Here is a 14518-nt window from a genome sequence, read left to right as displayed (position 1 = left end):
GGGGGCTGGAGGGTTGCTTTCAGCGGGGGACCGGGAGTGTGACCGCAGGTGGGACCCCCCGAAACTGCCTGACGTCCGTTGTCCCAGGTCAACCCGGGTGGGCAAGCCGGTTTCGGAAAACGACACCTCTTTGACCACGCGATAGCCGGGGTGAAGAGGAGACTGCCCGAGGCCGGGGCACGGCCCCCGTCGCGACCTCTGCTGGCCAGGACCGCACCCCGTACTTCCAGACCGTACCCGCCACCCCGGCCGCCCCCGTCAGGTTCGTTCCCTCTCCAGTTCCGGCATGACGAGGCCCCGGCGCTCCGTGCCGGGGCCTTACCTTCATGCGCCGGTCAGGGCAGGAAGTTCTTCTGCCACTGGAGCGAGTCCATGCTCAGCGCGGCGTTGGCGAGGGCTTTTGCGGACGGGGTCTTGAGTGAGGCGAGGCTGGTGTCGATCCAGTTCTGGGTGAGGCTGTAGCCCTGCTCCCGGTACTCGACCGCCTGGACCAGGCATTCCAGCTTGTCGGCGTCGCGGGCGACGATCGCCTCCGCGGTCGTGCCGGCCTCGTACTCGTCGACTGCGCCCTGCACCCCGGTGCGCACGGCCGGGTGGGCGTTGGCGACCTGGTCGGCGGTCACCTCACCGTTCGGAGCGGCCCTGATGTACTTCCGGCCGATGTGCGCGATGTCCCCGATTCGGGTCTCCTGGCTGTCGTGGAACAGGCACATCAACGCGACCCGGGCCGGGTCGGCGCCCTCCATCATCGCCAGGACCGAGCCGATCACCCCGACGCGGAAGGAGTGTTCGGCGACGGATTCGGGGGCCTTGTTGCCGGTGAACCACCAGCCGGTCCGTGCGACGCGCTTGAGCACGCCCATCTCGGAGATGAAGCTCGCGGTGCCCCTGGTGGTGTCGTCGGCCATACGGTCCTCCGGATATCAGCGGTTGTGATCGAAAACGTAGTGGACGTGGGTGAGCTCGCGCCGGGATCTTGCCGACAGTGCTGCCCCGTCCAGGAGTTGGCCGGCCTGCTCGCGCAGCGGGCCCGCGAGCGGTCCGGCGGCCTGGGAAAGCCACGGGAACGCGGTCAGCAGCGCCCACAGCGAGTGCGCGTACAGGTCGACGTAGCCGGGCGCGAGGTGCAGCCCGTGGGCCAGGCCCCGCAGTAGGGTCACCGGATCCCAGCCGGTCAGGTCCCGGTCCCGCATGAACGTGTCGTCCGGCTGGGGCAGCGGCAACGCCCCCAGCCACAGTGCCCAGTAGTTGAGGTTCGCGGCCTCGGCGGTGTCGTCGTCGGCCAGGGCGCGGTCGATGAAGTCCAGCAGCGGCTGGGGGTCGCCGAGCCGGGCGAGCGCGGTCGCGGTGGAGCGGGCTTCCGCCCAGTGAGGTGACCAGCCCCGCCGGGCCAGTACGTCACGGCGCTGGTGCAGGGTGTGCGCGGTCCACGCGGCCGCGTCCGGCCCCCGGTCGTACGAGGCGAGGTAGAGCGCCTGGCGGTGCAGCAGCACCCCGCCCTCGCCGTGGCGGGCCGCCGCCTCGGTCGTGCCCCGCAGGTGTTCGAAGAACACCGATCGGTCCGCGGCCGCCAGCTGCGGCGCGGCGGCGACCGGGCCGCGCCTCGGTCGGGGTAAGCGTCCGGCGAGCGCCGGTGGGACGGTGCCGTTCAGCGCCCAGGCCAGCATGTGCGCGGTCTCCCGGGTATGGACCCACCCGGCCAGCGGGTGCGGCCCGGCACCGGCCTCGCCGTCCAGCCCGGCGGCGATGATCCGGTCCGCGTCCATCGCCGCGTCCAGCCACGGCACCAGCGCCAGGTCCGCACCGAGCGCCGGCAGCCGCCGCCGGAGCTCCAGCAGCGCCCCGGCCCGCATGTTCGCCAGCGGGCGCCGCCCCGACTCCCAGCCCTGCAACGTCTCGACGTCCACACCCAGGGCCTCCGCCAGGGCGGCCTGCGTGCACGGGATCGACTCGCGGACCAGGCGCAGCACGAACCCGCTCACCACGCCTGCTGATGTTCGCCTGGGCCTGCCCATACCGGCCTGCTCCCCGGTCGCCCTGCGCACCGAAACCCGTACTCACGGTCAGTCCTACCGCATCGGGTCCGCTCGTACGGTCGGGATGCGGTCGATGTCCGACGAACGAGACCGTGCCGCCCGCGACCCACGACCCGGCGAGGCCCCGATGAGCAGCACGAACCTGGTCCACGATCCCGAAGGGCGCCTCGACGCGGAACTCCCCCTCGACCGGGAGCTCCACAAGGCTCTCGTCAAAGCCGTGCTCGGATGGACCGCCAACGCGGCCCTGCCACCCGCGGACCTCCAGCAGATCGCGCTGCTGCTCACCGGCGTCGCCCGTACCGTCGCCGCCGACGTCCACCGCGCCGCGGACCTGCTGCCCGAAGACCACGCCGCCCGCGCCCTCGCCGACGTCGTCCTCGATGAAGCCGACCGCCGCCTGGCCGCCCCGCTGGAGGACACCGCACGCTGCGCCCAGGGCCGCGCCCAGCTTGTACGTGCCCTCTACGAGCGCCTGGACCGCCTCGCGAGCGTCGCGCCCCAGGCCGTCGCGGCCCCCTGAGACCCCCGCGCACCCGGCAAAGACCGGATCTCCTGGGTGCGCGGTGCACGGCACCACACCTCGGCCCGCCCCGGGCCGGGGGAGCACCACTCGACAGCGAGAGGGGCACCACCGTGAGCACCGCAACTACCGAGCTGCGCCGGTTCCTGACCATCACCGGCCAGCGCTTCAAGACCGGCCAGTCCGCACCCGAGATGTTCTCCCCGGCCGTGGACGCGGCCTGGCACGAACTGCTCGGCAGCCCCGCCTATGAGGCCCTGTGCCTGGAGACCGCGGGCCAGCCGATCCGGCACGTCGCGAACAACGGACACGGCCCGATCGCCTGGGTCGCCGCCTACGAGGCCGCGTACGGGCCGCTGCCGGAGGTCTGGTTCACCAACGCCCAGGGCAACGTGAACGAGGAGGCCGTCGCCCGCTACCAGGAGACCGGCACCGTGGTCGCGGAGTGGGACTGCGGCCCCGCCGGCGGCGACGGCGACATCGCGCCCGACCAGCCGGAGACTGCCCGCCGATGACCACCGGCCGCAATAGCGCAGCGCCCCGGCCCACCGCCGGGGCGCTGCGCCTCGTTGAGGCCAGCACCACCCGGCCGAGGTCCGTGGACATCAGCGACTACATACGCCAGATGACCGCCCACTGCCCCTACCTGGCACCCTCCCTCCAGCAGGGCCTGACGACCTGGACGGTCTACCGCGCCGACGGCGACGCCGAAGCCGTCCAGGCCGAGCTCTTCCACGCGGGCGTCCAGGCCGCGGAGTGGCTGCGGCCCTTGCTGAACCGGCCACACGGCGGGCTGCGGTGCGAGAACATCGTCCTGCTGGGCGACGTACCCGGGGTCCGGCACCGTGACCTGATGGCCTGGCCGCACTGGGTGCTGAAGAACCTCTACGGCCCGGTCGGGGTGATGGTCGGCAAGTTCTATGCGGGCGAAGCAGAAGTCACCGCGGACGGCCGCCGGATCCCGGCCGCCCCCGCCTCGTTCCTGCCCGTGAGAGCCGCAGTCCGCCGCCGCGACCCACGCTTCCTGAGCGCGACCCCCGACCTGGCCGCCGCGCTCGCCGCAGCCGACGACGACGGCCGCGACGTGTTCGAGAACATCCCCACCGAGTGGAAGGAGATCCGCCCATGGGCCCGACACCTGCTCCCCCCGGCGAAGCCGTCGCCCTCCTCACCGCACACACCGGCGAACCCACCGCGATCCAGCTCCTGAGCGACCGGCGCGGCTCCCGCGCCTGGAAGATCCAGGGCCCCAAGGGCGCCGTCGCACTGAAGGCCAACAACCCCGACAGCGACAGCGACCACGCCCGCGACAAGGCCGCCGAGATGGCCCAGGAGGACAACCACCTCCTGCGCCTCACCACCGCCGGCGCCCTCGACCCCGACTACCGGGTGAGCGCCGGGACCTGGGACGGCGGCCGGTGGCTGGCCGTCAACTGGATCGCCGGCGCACCCCTGTGGCGGACCCTCGCCCTCGCCCGCGGCCCGGAAGGAGACCGGACCTCGGTCCGCCCCTGGCTCACCGGCATCGCCCGCACCTTCACCGAGCGCCTCGCCCGCCTGCACGCCGCCGACTGGACCCACGCCGACGTCCAGCCCACCAACACCCTCGTCACCAACGACGGCCACGCGCAGATCATCGACTACGCCCTCGCCTGCGGCCCCGGCGACAACCGCCACCTCCCGTACCGGGGAGCCCTCACGCACACCACCGCCCCCGAGATCGCCACCGCGATCCTCAACACCCCCACCGACACCCACATCCCCGCCCAGCCGGCCGCCGACATCTGGAGCCTGGGCGCCACCCTGTTCTGGTGCTGGACCGGCCACCGCCCCGTCCCCTACGACGACGACCTCGACCGGCCGGACAAGCTGGCCGCCATCGCCAAGGGCACCACCACCACGCTGCGCGACGTCCGGCCCTGGCCGTTCCCCGAGTTCGAGAACACGATCACCGCGTGCCTGGCCCCCGACCCCGCCGACCGGCCCACCGCGAAGGAGCTGACCGCCGCATGGTGACCCTGCGCCCCCTGGCCGTGGATGACGCGGCCGCCCTCACCCGCATCTACAGCGGCGCCTCGATCCGCCACACCACCGGCAAGCCCCTCACCCTGGACCAGGCCCACGAGAAGATCGAGGCGGCCCTCGCCCGAGCCGCCGAAGACCCCCGCGCGCAGTGGAACTGGGGCATCCTCGACGAAACCGGGCTGATCGGCCTGATCTCCCTGCGGCGGCGCACCCCGGTCATGGGCACCATCAGCTACATCCTCCGCGAGGGCACCTGGGGCCACGGCTACGCCACCCAGGCCGCCCACCAGGTGGTCGCCGCCGCCTTCACCACCGCCGGCCTTCACCGGCTGGAGGCCATGCACCACCCCGACAACCCCGCCTCCGGCCGCGTTCTGATCAAAGCCGGGTTCACCCACATCGGGACGTCCGACCGGCAGACCGACGGCGGAACCACCGTGCCGTACCAGATGTACGCCTTGCAGAAACGCCTTCCTGTTTGATTGCTGGGCAAGGTTTGGTCGATGTAGTCCTTGATCGGCATGGTTTCGGCCACTGCCTCTCAATGCCCGGCGGGCCTGGGACCGCTGTGGGTACGGTCGATCGGTTTGACGGCTGGCGGTGGCCGCCGGCGGGAAAGTGTCCGGTCGGCGTGTCGTCGCATTGCGGGTGGGGGTGGTTCGGTGGGCAGCACCGAGCAGCAGATCGAGGAGCAGTTGGCGCAGCTTCAGCAGAAGGTCGGCGCGCGCCATGCGCAGGTGCTGAAACACGACGTCGACGACGACCAGTTCGCGGTGGAGTACGCCCGGCTGGTGAACGTCACCGGCAAGCTGGTGGAGTTCGAGAAGACGATTCCCGAGCGTCTGGCGGAGCCCGAGCGCCGACGCAGTGAGCGCATCGCGACGTGGTCCTGGCGCGGCGAGGCGGCCGTCGGTGCCGTGTTGATCGCGCTCGTCTTCGTCCTCGACCGTTCGGCCTGGTGGCTGGTCCTGCTGGTCCCGCACTTCGCGGGCACGGTGGCCGGCTGCTTTCAGAAGGTCGATGCCGAACAGCACCGTGACCGCCGCTTCGGAGCCGTCGCACTGCACGTGGTCGCGCTCCTGATGGCCCTCATCAGCCTGAGCGTGATCAGCCGGTGGTTCATCATCGCCGCCGCCCTGGGCTGGATGCTTGTCGCCGGGTCCTCCATGGACAACACGGGCGCCGACCCGAAGGGGGCGCAGCGGTGAGCGACGACTACGGCTACAAGGTCCGCCGCCTGGAGAGCCAGACCGGCGGGATGGAGCACGAGCTGCACTCGCTGCGTACGAAGCTGGGGGAGGTCGAAGACCTCGACTCCGAGCTGCGCGACATCCGCGGCGGCATCCGCAGCCTCGAGGACGACGTCAGCGCCGTCCGCAGCGACCTCACCGAGCTGGACGACGACGTCCGCGGCGACATCCAGGACACCGAGCAGGCCCTCAAGCGGCTGACCGGCCGCGTCCAGGTCCTCGAAGCCCACCTGCTCGCCGCGGGCGGCGCCCCGCTCGCCGACTTCGACACCACCGACCCGGAGTGGAAGAAGCTGACCAGGACCGCCAACCACGGCTGGCACGTCCGCTCCGGCCTGCTCCCCGGACACCAGCGCGAGGCCCACCGCCTCAAGCTCCGCGAGTACGAAGGAGCGGTCGAAGAACGCGACGAGCACCGCGACAAGGTAGTGGAGGCCGCCGGCATCCTGGCCAGCCAGCCACGCACGTCCCGCGCGTTCAAACAGGCCGCCATGGACTTCGGCATGTCCCGCACCCTTGCCGAGAGCCACGGTCAGCGGGCCCAGAAGCTGGCCGGCCCCGCCCAGACCGCGCAGGCCGCACTGGCCCAGGACGACTCTCTGCGGCAGGCGAAGGCGTCGCTGATCGAGCAGGGCGACAAGGCGGAGCGGAAGCTGAACTGGCTGCTGCGCGGCCGCCTGGCCGACGCGATCCGCGACCGCGCCCTGCTGCCCATGTGGTTCGTGACCGTGCTCGGTCCCGTCCCACCGGCGCACAAGACGCAGGAGTGGATGGACCTCGCCACCCAGGTCTTGGCCTACCGGGTCACCTACGAGATCACCGACCAGGCCGTCGCGCTCGGACCGGCGCCCGCCGCGTACGTGCCGCGCCGCACCGAGTGGCACGGCGAACTCACCAAGGACCTACGCCGCTGGTAGCCCGCGCGGTGTGATCTCCGAGCCCTCGAGCCCCCGAGCGCCCGAGCCCGCCGACAGGACCCGGGGTCTACCGGGAAGCGAGGGGGGACCGTGACGAGCGCGGACAGGAGAGGTTCTCCCGGGGCGGGCAGGTCCCTCGAGCGTGCTTGCTGGTGGGGACATCATGCACGCGCAGCCTGGCGAGTCTGCCTTTCCGTAGCCGCGCACTCCGGCGCGGCAAGGACGGCGTGCCGCTGGCCCTCGCGCCGACCATGGACCCCTGTGCAGGCGTAGCAACCTGGTTGCCGGGCTGTCAGAGGCGTGCGGCATCATCGGCAGATGGCCGCCACTCCAGCCCCGCCGCCCCCAGCGATGACGCCGCAAGAGCTCCAGCAACAGGAACTGACCTTAGAGCTGATCAACAGCGAGCTCGCGGCGCGTCTGGCGCGACAAGCCGAGTCGGGCGCGAAGGTGGACACCAAAGCGATCTTCCTGGTGGGGTTCGCGGCCACAGCCACTCAGTTCCTGGCCATCCGGAACTTTGAACCGTTCACCGGCACCGCAGCCTTTGCGGCATACGCGGTCGCCATCGGCTTCGGCATCGCGGTCTTCAACCTTGCCGCGTACGAGGACCTCAATCCGCGGGAGACTCTGGACACCTACGCGCGCGCGTCGAAGGGCGCGACCCTGGGGGCTCTCGCCGGAACGCGGGTGGGCTTCTTCGAGCAGAACAACCACCTGCACCAGCGGAAGACGAAGCGGTGGACGGTCGCCCTGGCCGCCGTCGCCGCCGGCATCTGCCTCTCCACTGTCAGTCTCGTGCTGCACACTGGCGGCCATGACAAACGCACAGAACCAGGGGAACCAGTCCCCACCTCCTCCGCCCCCGCCTCCTCCGCCCCCCAGCCTCACTGACTCCCTCGCCAATCCAGCTCTCGTGGGCACGGAGAAGAGGAACGAGGGCAAGCCTCCGCGCCACAGGATGGCCACCGGGGGACAGACCACCGAACGCCGCTGATCCACCGCGAGAAGGCGGCCCCTCGCCATCGCGGGGCACGAGACCCCGAGCAAGTACTGCCCGGGGTCTCTGCAAACTGGCGTGTCCAAGCTCGCCGTCCAGCGCGGAGCAGCCACCTCGCATCCGATCCGCCGGGCTGTTCATCCAGCGTTGTCAGTGGGCGCTGCTAAGGTCCCGCCAGTTCAGCGACTGGAGTGAGGTGAGCCGATGTCCCTCGGCGATGAGATTCGATCTGACCTGGACAAACTCGTGGGAATGCCCTGGAGCATTCGGGAGGGCCGGGTGGTTCCTGAGACGGACGACGTCAAGCTGTTCTCCAACGACGCGGTGAAGCTCGACGCCGTCTATCTCTACGCCGATCTGCTCGGGTCGACGAAGCTCGCCCGGAACTTCCGCCCCGAGACGACCGGCAAGGTGATCCGGGCATCGCTCCGCGCAGCTTCGAAGATTATCAAGGGTCGGGGTGGGGAAATCCGAAGCTACGACGGCGACCGCGCCATGGGCATCTTCATCGGTGACTCGAAGAACTCCTCCGCAGCCAAGGCGGCCCTTCAGATCAACTGGGCGATGAGCAACCTTGTCCAGCCCGCTTTGTACGCCCAGCTGCCGAACCTGAAGCGAGACGGATACGAGCCGCGCATGTGCGTCGGGATCGCCTCCGGCCCGGCGTTCATCGCCCGGGCTGGCGTCCGGGATAGAAGCGACCTTGTTTCCATCGGCCGCGCGCCCAACGTTGCGGCCAAGCTCAGCGACATCCGGGAGGCCGGCAACTACCGCTCCTACATCACCGCCGACGTCTACAAGATGCTCAGCGAGAAGTCGCAGTACTCGAAGGGCACCGACATGTGGCAGCAGGTCACTCGTGAGGTGGGCGGCGAAAGCATGGTCATCTACCGGTCCACGTACTGGTGGTCCTTCTAGCCACGAGAGGGGGGTCTACAGCAGTGAACGATGACAGTCAGGCGAGAGAAACGGCCTGGAAGATTCATGCGGAGCTCGGCAGTTGGACATCACGCGTGGATGCGAAGGCGTCCTTCGCGCTCACACTGGCATCGGCGGCGGTCGCGGGCATCATCGCCCTGTCCGCCAAAGATCACGTCCTTGCCCACCTTGACGGCTGGGCACGGTTCTTCCTCTGGACGGGCACCATCGTGATCCTTCTCGGTGGTCTGAACGCGATGCTGGTCGTCACGCCGCGGTTGCGGGCGCGCAAGGCCCGCACCGAGGCTTCCACGAACTTCGTCTACTTCGGTCACCTCATGCACCGAGACCCCGATGAACTGGCGACTGCCCTCAAGGAAACCGATCCGCTTCCCGTCCTCAGCAGACAGCTGGTCAACACCAGCAAGATCATCTGGGCGAAGCACCGTCACGTCCAATGGTCTTTCGGGCTCTTCGCGACAGGAGCCGCCTTGGTGTTCCTCGCCGGCGTTGTCGCCTGACGTCCAAACACGAACGAGCCCGACAAGCAGCACAACATCAGACCCCGGGACAATCACGCCCGGGGTCTCATACCGCCCAGCTCAACAACCGGGCAGCGCCAGAGTCACGCCCACTGCACCCCCAGCTCGCGCAACGCCTCCAACTGTTCCGCCGTAAGCCGGCCCCTCCTCGATTTCGTGTTCGAAATCCATACGCCCAGCTTCACGATCACCGGCTCCGCCTCGCCGTCGACCGCGACCGGCTCACCGTGTCCGCGCGGCACCGGCCGGTCCGCGCCTTCCCGCTCCACCCACTGCGCGAGGGCCGCCAAACCCCGCTGGAACGCATGCTGCGCCTTCCCCGATCCCTTCGCCGAACCGACCGCCGCCGGGGCGGAAGAAAGGGCCTCAGCGCCCTTGATGCCCAGCGCGGCCAGCCGCCCCCGCTGCTCGGGGAGCAGCTGCGCCCAGGTGCCCGGCTCCTGCTGCCGCCAACGCCACTTGCCCACGTCATCACCCTCGAACACGACGCCCGGGGCGATGTAGGGCAGGACCCCGTCGGCGTCGACCAGGTCGGCGAGCACCCGGTAGTGCCGCTGCCAGTCCAGCGGCCACGGGCAGTCCCAGTCCGCGTCGACGGCCGTCAGCTGCTTCGCGCGTTCCTCCGCCCGCTTCGGGTCTTTCCCGAGGCCGCCCTTGCGGCGGAGGTTGGCGAGGTGCTGCCCGATGGGCACCATCGCCTCGCCCTCGCCCCACACCGCGTCCTGACGCGGCGCGAGATGCCCGCTCGCCCGGCGGAACGAGCGCAGTGCGGCCAGCTTGGCCTCCCACGCCTCCTCGCCCGGTTCCCAGAGCATCCCGGCCTCGGGGGCGTCCAGCAGCGTCTTGCGCCGCTCCTCCAGCTCACCCGCCCGCAGCGCCTTCCGCTGCTGGTGCACCCACCGCCCGAGCGGGAAGTCCTTCGTAACGCCGACCTCGGTCTCCACGTCATAGGGCACGGCGTAGACGCCAGTGATCTCGTTCTCAGCCCGCCAGCGCAGCAGGGCCTGGTAGCCCTCCAGCCACACCAGCGACTCGGGCCGGTACACCCGGGTCCGGAGGAACGCCGCGATGGTCGCCGCGTCGCGCGGGCTGGAGAAGTGGAGCAGGGCCGCTTCGGCGGCGGCCTGCGTGTCGTCCCGCTCCTGGTCCTCGCCGTCGCCCTCGCCGCCGGCCCCGACGATCCGCCCGTCCTCATCGCGCCGGACGTGCACCTTGCGCTTCCCGCTCGTGAGCGCCCGGGAGGCAAGCTGCTCGACCAGACGCTCATCATGCGAGCGCAGGCCCTGGAGGATGGCTACAAGAGGGCGGAAGCTGGCGCTGGCGACCATGTCCGTGGGGTCCTCGTTCGGCTCCAGGAACACCGGCACGATGATCCGCGCGACCTTCGTGCTGCCGTCCTTGTTGAGCCGGAGCGCCCGGCCGATGTTCTGCACGATCTCCACCTGCGAGCCGCGGGTGTCCGCGAAGCACACCGCCTCGACTCCCCGCTCGCCGGTGATGTCCACGCCTTCCCCGAGGACGCGAACGCTGGCGAGGAAGGCTCGGTGGACCCGGCGTCCGGCCGCGTCGATGCCGTTGGCGAACTGGCGCAGCGCCTCGCGCCGCTCGGAGACGAGGTGATCCCCGCAGAGCCACGCCGACCAGACGCGGTCCGGGGGTACGTGGCGGCCGGCCTCGAGTTCGTAGAACTCCGCGTCGATGGAGGACTTCGGCAGCTTGTCGGCGGCGGCCAGGTCCTCATCGGAGGCATCGTTGACGTACAGGGCGGCGGCGGTCTCGGGCACCTTGTCCGCGAACGCGGCGGCCTCCTCCACCTTCTGGTGGAACGTCATGACCGTACGCAGGTTGTACGCCGCCGCGTGCTCCAGGAGCGCCGTCTGCAACAGGGCCAGGCGCCGGCCGCGCCGGGCTTCCTCCGACTCCCCGAGGACCGGCGAGGGATCGCGGATTTCGAGCACGTCGATCTCGAATCCCGCGAGGATCTCCCGCTCGATGGCCTCGCTCAGACCCAGCTCTGCGAGCCATGCGCCGTAGGTGCCGTCCGGGTCATCGGCCATGGTCGCGATCTCCGCCTCCTGGCCGCCGGCGCCCTTCTGCGGCCGGGCCGCGGCGAGGATGCGGGGCGTGGCGGTGAGGTAGAGCCGGAAGTCTGCGGGGATCCGCTGGTTGTCGTGGATCGCAGCCCACGGACGACCAAGATCACCAGCGGTTCCGTGGGCCTCATCGACGATCGCGAGGTCGAATCCGCTCATCTGCTGCCCGTAGAGCCGCTCCCCGCCCGCCAGAGCGGCTTCCAGCGGTCCGCGAACCTTCCGCTGCCCCACGGGGGCGTCGATGTCCTCCCGGTCCACGAGAGAGGCGTACGTGGCGAACACGACGGCTGGCCCGTGCCCGACCCACAGGGCGAGCTGGATCGGGTTCGTGGTGGTGCGCACCCCCAGCGAGTTGAGCACCGCGTCGTTCTCCAGCGAGCACACCGCGACCATCGGCGCGGTGTGACCCACTGCCCGCCACGCCTGAGCGGTCTGCGCGAGCAGGTCCAGGGTCGGCACGGTCACGAGGATCCGGCCGCCCGGAAAACACTCCAGCGCGCTCGCGGCGGCCATGATCGTCTTGCCGGATCCAGTCGCTGACACGATCGTTCCACGGGCACCCTGTGGGGGCACGGATGACCTTGCAGGAAATCCGACCCACTTACGGAAACTCGACTTCTGGTCTACCTGGTGTTCTTTGAGCGGAATCCTGCTCATCGTCCGTCACTCTCGCTAGTGCCGTGAAGCCAGGCTTCCTTGAGCCTTTCAAGGGGGGTGTCCGATTCGCATTCCCTGCCCCAGACCGCCTGGAGCCACATCGGGGCGTGGTCAATGCGCTCGCACAGCAGGAATGACTCGGGGAGCCCAACCAGGTGGTACACGCCTCGCGGGAAGACCCCGGCGGGCCCGTAGACGCGCCACAGCTTCTCCAGCCCGCCCGCAAGTTGATCCGCCCGCCTCTGGACGCTTATGCCTCCCCGGACAGTGATCTAGGTCCAATGAGCTTATCCTTCCGAGCGCCATGCCCGTGCTCCATAGACTCTCGGCTCGCGCTTCAAGGTCTAGCCTCTTGACCACAAAGCGCTCAAATATCATCCATGGCCGGCGCAGGCTACTACACCAGCACACAGTGTGAGCCCGGCAGCCCTCGTCGCTAGTGCACTGTCCAAGGCTCTCCGGGACCTAGCTAGCTTCTCTCGTGCCAAGCTCTACTACTCACCATTTGCCGCGTGTCCCGGGAGATAGCTTATTGCCTCTCTTGGCAGCCGTGCATGTGCTGGTCACTGCTGAATCTCCGAGCCTAGTATGACGCGGCGGGGGAGACGCTAACCGCCCCCAGTCCCATACCCGGCATCAGCTTACAAACCCCTCTGAGGCCGGATAACCCACTGCTCTCTCACCGGTCCCAAGCACCGCAAGGCGAACTTCTGCTCGGCTCCGCCTTGACGCCAACCCAACTCTCAGAATCCGCTTCCGTGCCGGTTGCGAGCTCTCCTCTCCCTGTGTACCTGCGGCCCCTCCTAGTCCGCCTCCGGGCCCGGACCCTACCTACGTGTCCGCTTACCCTCCTCCAGGAAAACCGCTCCTCAACTTGGCCGTCTTCGTAAGGCCACGCCCTGAACGACCACCCGGCGTGTCATCACGACTCCTAAGTCTCATCGCTCCTGATCGTACAATAACATGCCTGTCGTCCAAGCGTCACCCTGCATAAATGGGGAACCGCCGCCTTCCCAACCAGGTCCCAAGGCCTCCAGGGCCGACGGTGGAGCTCTCCCAAGTGTCCGAACGCCCGCGTAAGGACCGCTCCACTAAATCCGATGCGGCGACATCCATCCTGCGAGTGAGTCCCGCCCTACAGCGTGGTGCGAATAGCTGCTAAACGGGCTCGCCAAACGATGGGACCTTGTCTCGGCCCTATGCTTCACTGCTAATAAACCATCGCTCGTACCGTCCCGATCCTGGCGCGTCAGGACGTGGCTGCCAAGCGTTCGGAGGACGATATGCGCCCGGCCTCGCTTCGCTTGCGATCGGTCAGGATTCAGACCCGTTATCCTAAAATGTGTACAGACCAACGCGAGATACTATACCCTGCAACATAACGGCAAGCCTCGAAGTCCAAAACGTCCGTCGAGCGCGCAACTCGCGCTCTTATGGTATGCCTCTCTTACTTAGAATCAGTAACAGTTCAGCACGTGCACGCCACTTTGCTTACACACCGAGCGATGTGCGGCCGTCCGGTACCCCAGCCGGATATTCCTACACCCACCTTCTCGCAAGTACCCGTCCCACACACATGATTCGAGAGAAGCGACTCTCGCACTGACGGGCACACCTGCCTCCGCTGCTGCCTTATACCCCAGCGGTGCCCGCCATGCTTCCGAGGTAGGCTACGCTGGACGTCTACCGGTCCCCGACGGGGAACCTCTAGATATCCTCCCCCACGATCCTGTGCCGATGTCTTCTTCCCGACCCTCTCCGCCTTCTCGATCTCCCATCACCTGCCGCGTTCGCATTATACCCTGCGGTCGCAGTGAATCGGTCCGCGTACTCTACACACAACCTGTGCAGGTTGTGCTGGTGCCTGCGCTGCCCCAAAGGCGATACTCTCGTGCACGACTACCGGCGCTTTCGTCCCGTAACGGAGACATGTGTGTATCTCACTAACGGCACTCATATGGGTCCATAACAAAAAACAACCGGAGCCGCGCTCGTAGGTTGTAGCTTCTCGGTCACGTCGATGCGCCGGGGTGCGCCGGATCGGTCTCGCTGCGCCACGATCCGGGTAGCGGATCAACATCGGAAGCCCAGGCTCCACCACCGCACCCGCTTCAGGCTCCCCTGACCCCGGTCCCGCCAAGCGTCTTAGGTGCCCAGCCCGTTCCCGGCCCTGCCCGCCTTGGGGCTCCCGGAGTAGCCCTAGCCCGACGCTCCACGTAGGCCAGTTTCTCCTCCGCGCGCTACTACCTCGCCGACACACGCAAGCGACGCCGACACTACTGGCTGTAGGACTCCGGTGGCTCCGGCTAGTTCTCCAGCATCGCGTATTGTGCGTAATCACGGCGTATAGATGATGCCCCAAGCCAGGAAGTGAGTGAGCCTGTCCTTAAACCTCTCACTTCTCTTGCGGAGAGGCCCTCGCGCAACTATCTCGTCAAGCCTACGAGCATCCAGTTGAATGAGTGCGGTCGTCATTTATCGGTTCCCCTCTAGCGTCTTATTCCTTAATCGTCCGCGCTCGCTACCTCTCCGCTGCCGGTCATTCCTAAAGCATCTC

At 68.7% G+C, this 14518-nt stretch carries 13 protein-coding genes; 10 read left to right on the top strand and 3 right to left on the bottom strand.

Going from position 1 to position 14518, the window contains the following annotated elements; all coding sequences use genetic code 11:
* Nucleotides 1-335 precede the first annotated feature (335 nt).
* A complete protein-coding gene (locus tag ACQEVM_RS37890; RefSeq protein WP_433087201.1) occupies nt 336-908 on the bottom strand; it encodes an HD domain-containing protein in 573 nt (190 codons plus the stop codon).
* Nucleotides 909-923: 15 nt separating this feature from the next.
* On the bottom strand, nt 924-1985 hold the full coding sequence (locus ACQEVM_RS37885) for a helix-turn-helix domain-containing protein (RefSeq protein ID WP_433087199.1): 1062 nt from the start codon (nt 1983-1985) through the stop codon (nt 924-926).
* Nucleotides 1986-2163: 178 nt separating this feature from the next.
* Between ACQEVM_RS37885 and ACQEVM_RS37880 the strand changes: the two genes are divergently transcribed.
* The 10 genes from ACQEVM_RS37880 (at nt 2164) to ACQEVM_RS37835 (ending at nt 9190) form a co-directional block, all read left to right on the top strand.
* A complete protein-coding gene (locus tag ACQEVM_RS37880; protein ID WP_433087197.1) occupies nt 2164-2559 on the top strand; it encodes a DUF6415 family natural product biosynthesis protein in 396 nt (131 codons plus the stop codon).
* A 113-nt stretch (nt 2560-2672) separates the two neighbouring features.
* Complete coding sequence (locus ACQEVM_RS37875; protein WP_433087195.1) at nt 2673-3074, top strand: hypothetical protein; 402 nt, start codon at nt 2673-2675, stop codon at nt 3072-3074.
* Nucleotides 3071-3769, top strand: a complete 699-nt coding sequence (locus ACQEVM_RS37870; RefSeq protein WP_433087193.1) for a DUF6875 domain-containing protein — start codon at nt 3071-3073, stop codon at nt 3767-3769. Before ACQEVM_RS37875 ends, ACQEVM_RS37870 begins: the two co-directional genes overlap by 4 nt.
* Nucleotides 3685-4575 carry a protein kinase domain-containing protein gene (locus ACQEVM_RS37865; protein WP_433087191.1) on the top strand — a complete coding sequence of 297 codons (891 nt, stop codon included), beginning with the start codon at nt 3685-3687 and terminating at the stop codon, nt 4573-4575. The genes ACQEVM_RS37870 and ACQEVM_RS37865 overlap by 85 nt, the downstream gene beginning before the upstream one ends.
* The gene (locus tag ACQEVM_RS37860) at nt 4569-5066 is read left to right on the top strand and encodes a GNAT family N-acetyltransferase (protein WP_433087189.1); all 498 of its coding nucleotides are present in this window, start codon (nt 4569-4571) and stop codon (nt 5064-5066) included. Before ACQEVM_RS37865 ends, ACQEVM_RS37860 begins: the two co-directional genes overlap by 7 nt.
* A gap of 180 nt (nt 5067-5246) precedes the next feature.
* Nucleotides 5247-5792 (top strand): hypothetical protein, encoded by a 546-nt coding sequence (locus ACQEVM_RS37855; RefSeq protein WP_433087187.1) that lies wholly within the window; start codon nt 5247-5249, stop codon nt 5790-5792.
* Nucleotides 5789-6751, top strand: a complete 963-nt coding sequence (locus ACQEVM_RS37850; RefSeq protein WP_433087185.1) for a hypothetical protein — start codon at nt 5789-5791, stop codon at nt 6749-6751. Before ACQEVM_RS37855 ends, ACQEVM_RS37850 begins: the two co-directional genes overlap by 4 nt.
* A 318-nt stretch (nt 6752-7069) precedes the next feature.
* The gene (locus ACQEVM_RS37845; protein ID WP_433087183.1) at nt 7070-7645 is read left to right on the top strand and encodes a hypothetical protein; all 576 of its coding nucleotides are present in this window, start codon (nt 7070-7072) and stop codon (nt 7643-7645) included.
* 310 nt (nt 7646-7955) lie between these two features.
* Nucleotides 7956-8669: an adenylate/guanylate cyclase domain-containing protein gene (locus ACQEVM_RS37840; protein ID WP_433087181.1), complete on the top strand. Its 714-nt coding sequence runs from the start codon at nt 7956-7958 to the stop codon at nt 8667-8669.
* Nucleotides 8670-8692: 23 nt separating this feature from the next.
* Nucleotides 8693-9190 carry a Pycsar system effector family protein gene (locus ACQEVM_RS37835; RefSeq protein ID WP_433087179.1) on the top strand — a complete coding sequence of 166 codons (498 nt, stop codon included), beginning with the start codon at nt 8693-8695 and terminating at the stop codon, nt 9188-9190.
* 104 nt (nt 9191-9294) lie between these two features.
* Here the strand turns inward: ACQEVM_RS37835 and ACQEVM_RS37830 are convergent, their stop codons facing one another.
* Complete coding sequence (locus ACQEVM_RS37830) at nt 9295-11961, bottom strand: Helicase associated domain protein (protein WP_433087177.1); 2667 nt, start codon at nt 11959-11961, stop codon at nt 9295-9297.
* Nucleotides 11962-14518 lie beyond the last annotated feature (2557 nt).

Origin of the sequence: Streptomyces sp. CA-243310, from assembly GCF_050936775.1 — a bacterium.
In the GTDB taxonomy this organism is placed as follows: domain Bacteria; phylum Actinomycetota; class Actinomycetes; order Streptomycetales; family Streptomycetaceae; genus Streptomyces.
The sequence above is the reverse complement of the archived record's forward strand: the minus strand, read 5'-3'. Positions and strand labels throughout refer to the sequence as shown.

Coding starts and splice junctions, on each gene's coding strand:
- ACQEVM_RS37870 (WP_433087193.1), top strand. CDS start 3,071: ATGACCACCGGCCGCAATAGCGCAGCGCCCCGGCCCACCGCCGGGGCG.
- ACQEVM_RS37880 (WP_433087197.1), top strand. CDS start 2,164: ATGAGCAGCACGAACCTGGTCCACGATCCCGAAGGGCGCCTCGACGCG.
- ACQEVM_RS37840 (WP_433087181.1), top strand. CDS start 7,956: ATGTCCCTCGGCGATGAGATTCGATCTGACCTGGACAAACTCGTGGGA.
- ACQEVM_RS37845 (WP_433087183.1), top strand. CDS start 7,070: ATGGCCGCCACTCCAGCCCCGCCGCCCCCAGCGATGACGCCGCAAGAG.
- ACQEVM_RS37890 (WP_433087201.1), bottom strand. CDS start 908: ATGGCCGACGACACCACCAGGGGCACCGCGAGCTTCATCTCCGAGATG.
- ACQEVM_RS37830 (WP_433087177.1), bottom strand. CDS start 11,961: ATGAGCAGGATTCCGCTCAAAGAACACCAGGTAGACCAGAAGTCGAGT.
- ACQEVM_RS37865 (WP_433087191.1), top strand. CDS start 3,685: ATGGGCCCGACACCTGCTCCCCCCGGCGAAGCCGTCGCCCTCCTCACC.
- ACQEVM_RS37860 (WP_433087189.1), top strand. CDS start 4,569: ATGGTGACCCTGCGCCCCCTGGCCGTGGATGACGCGGCCGCCCTCACC.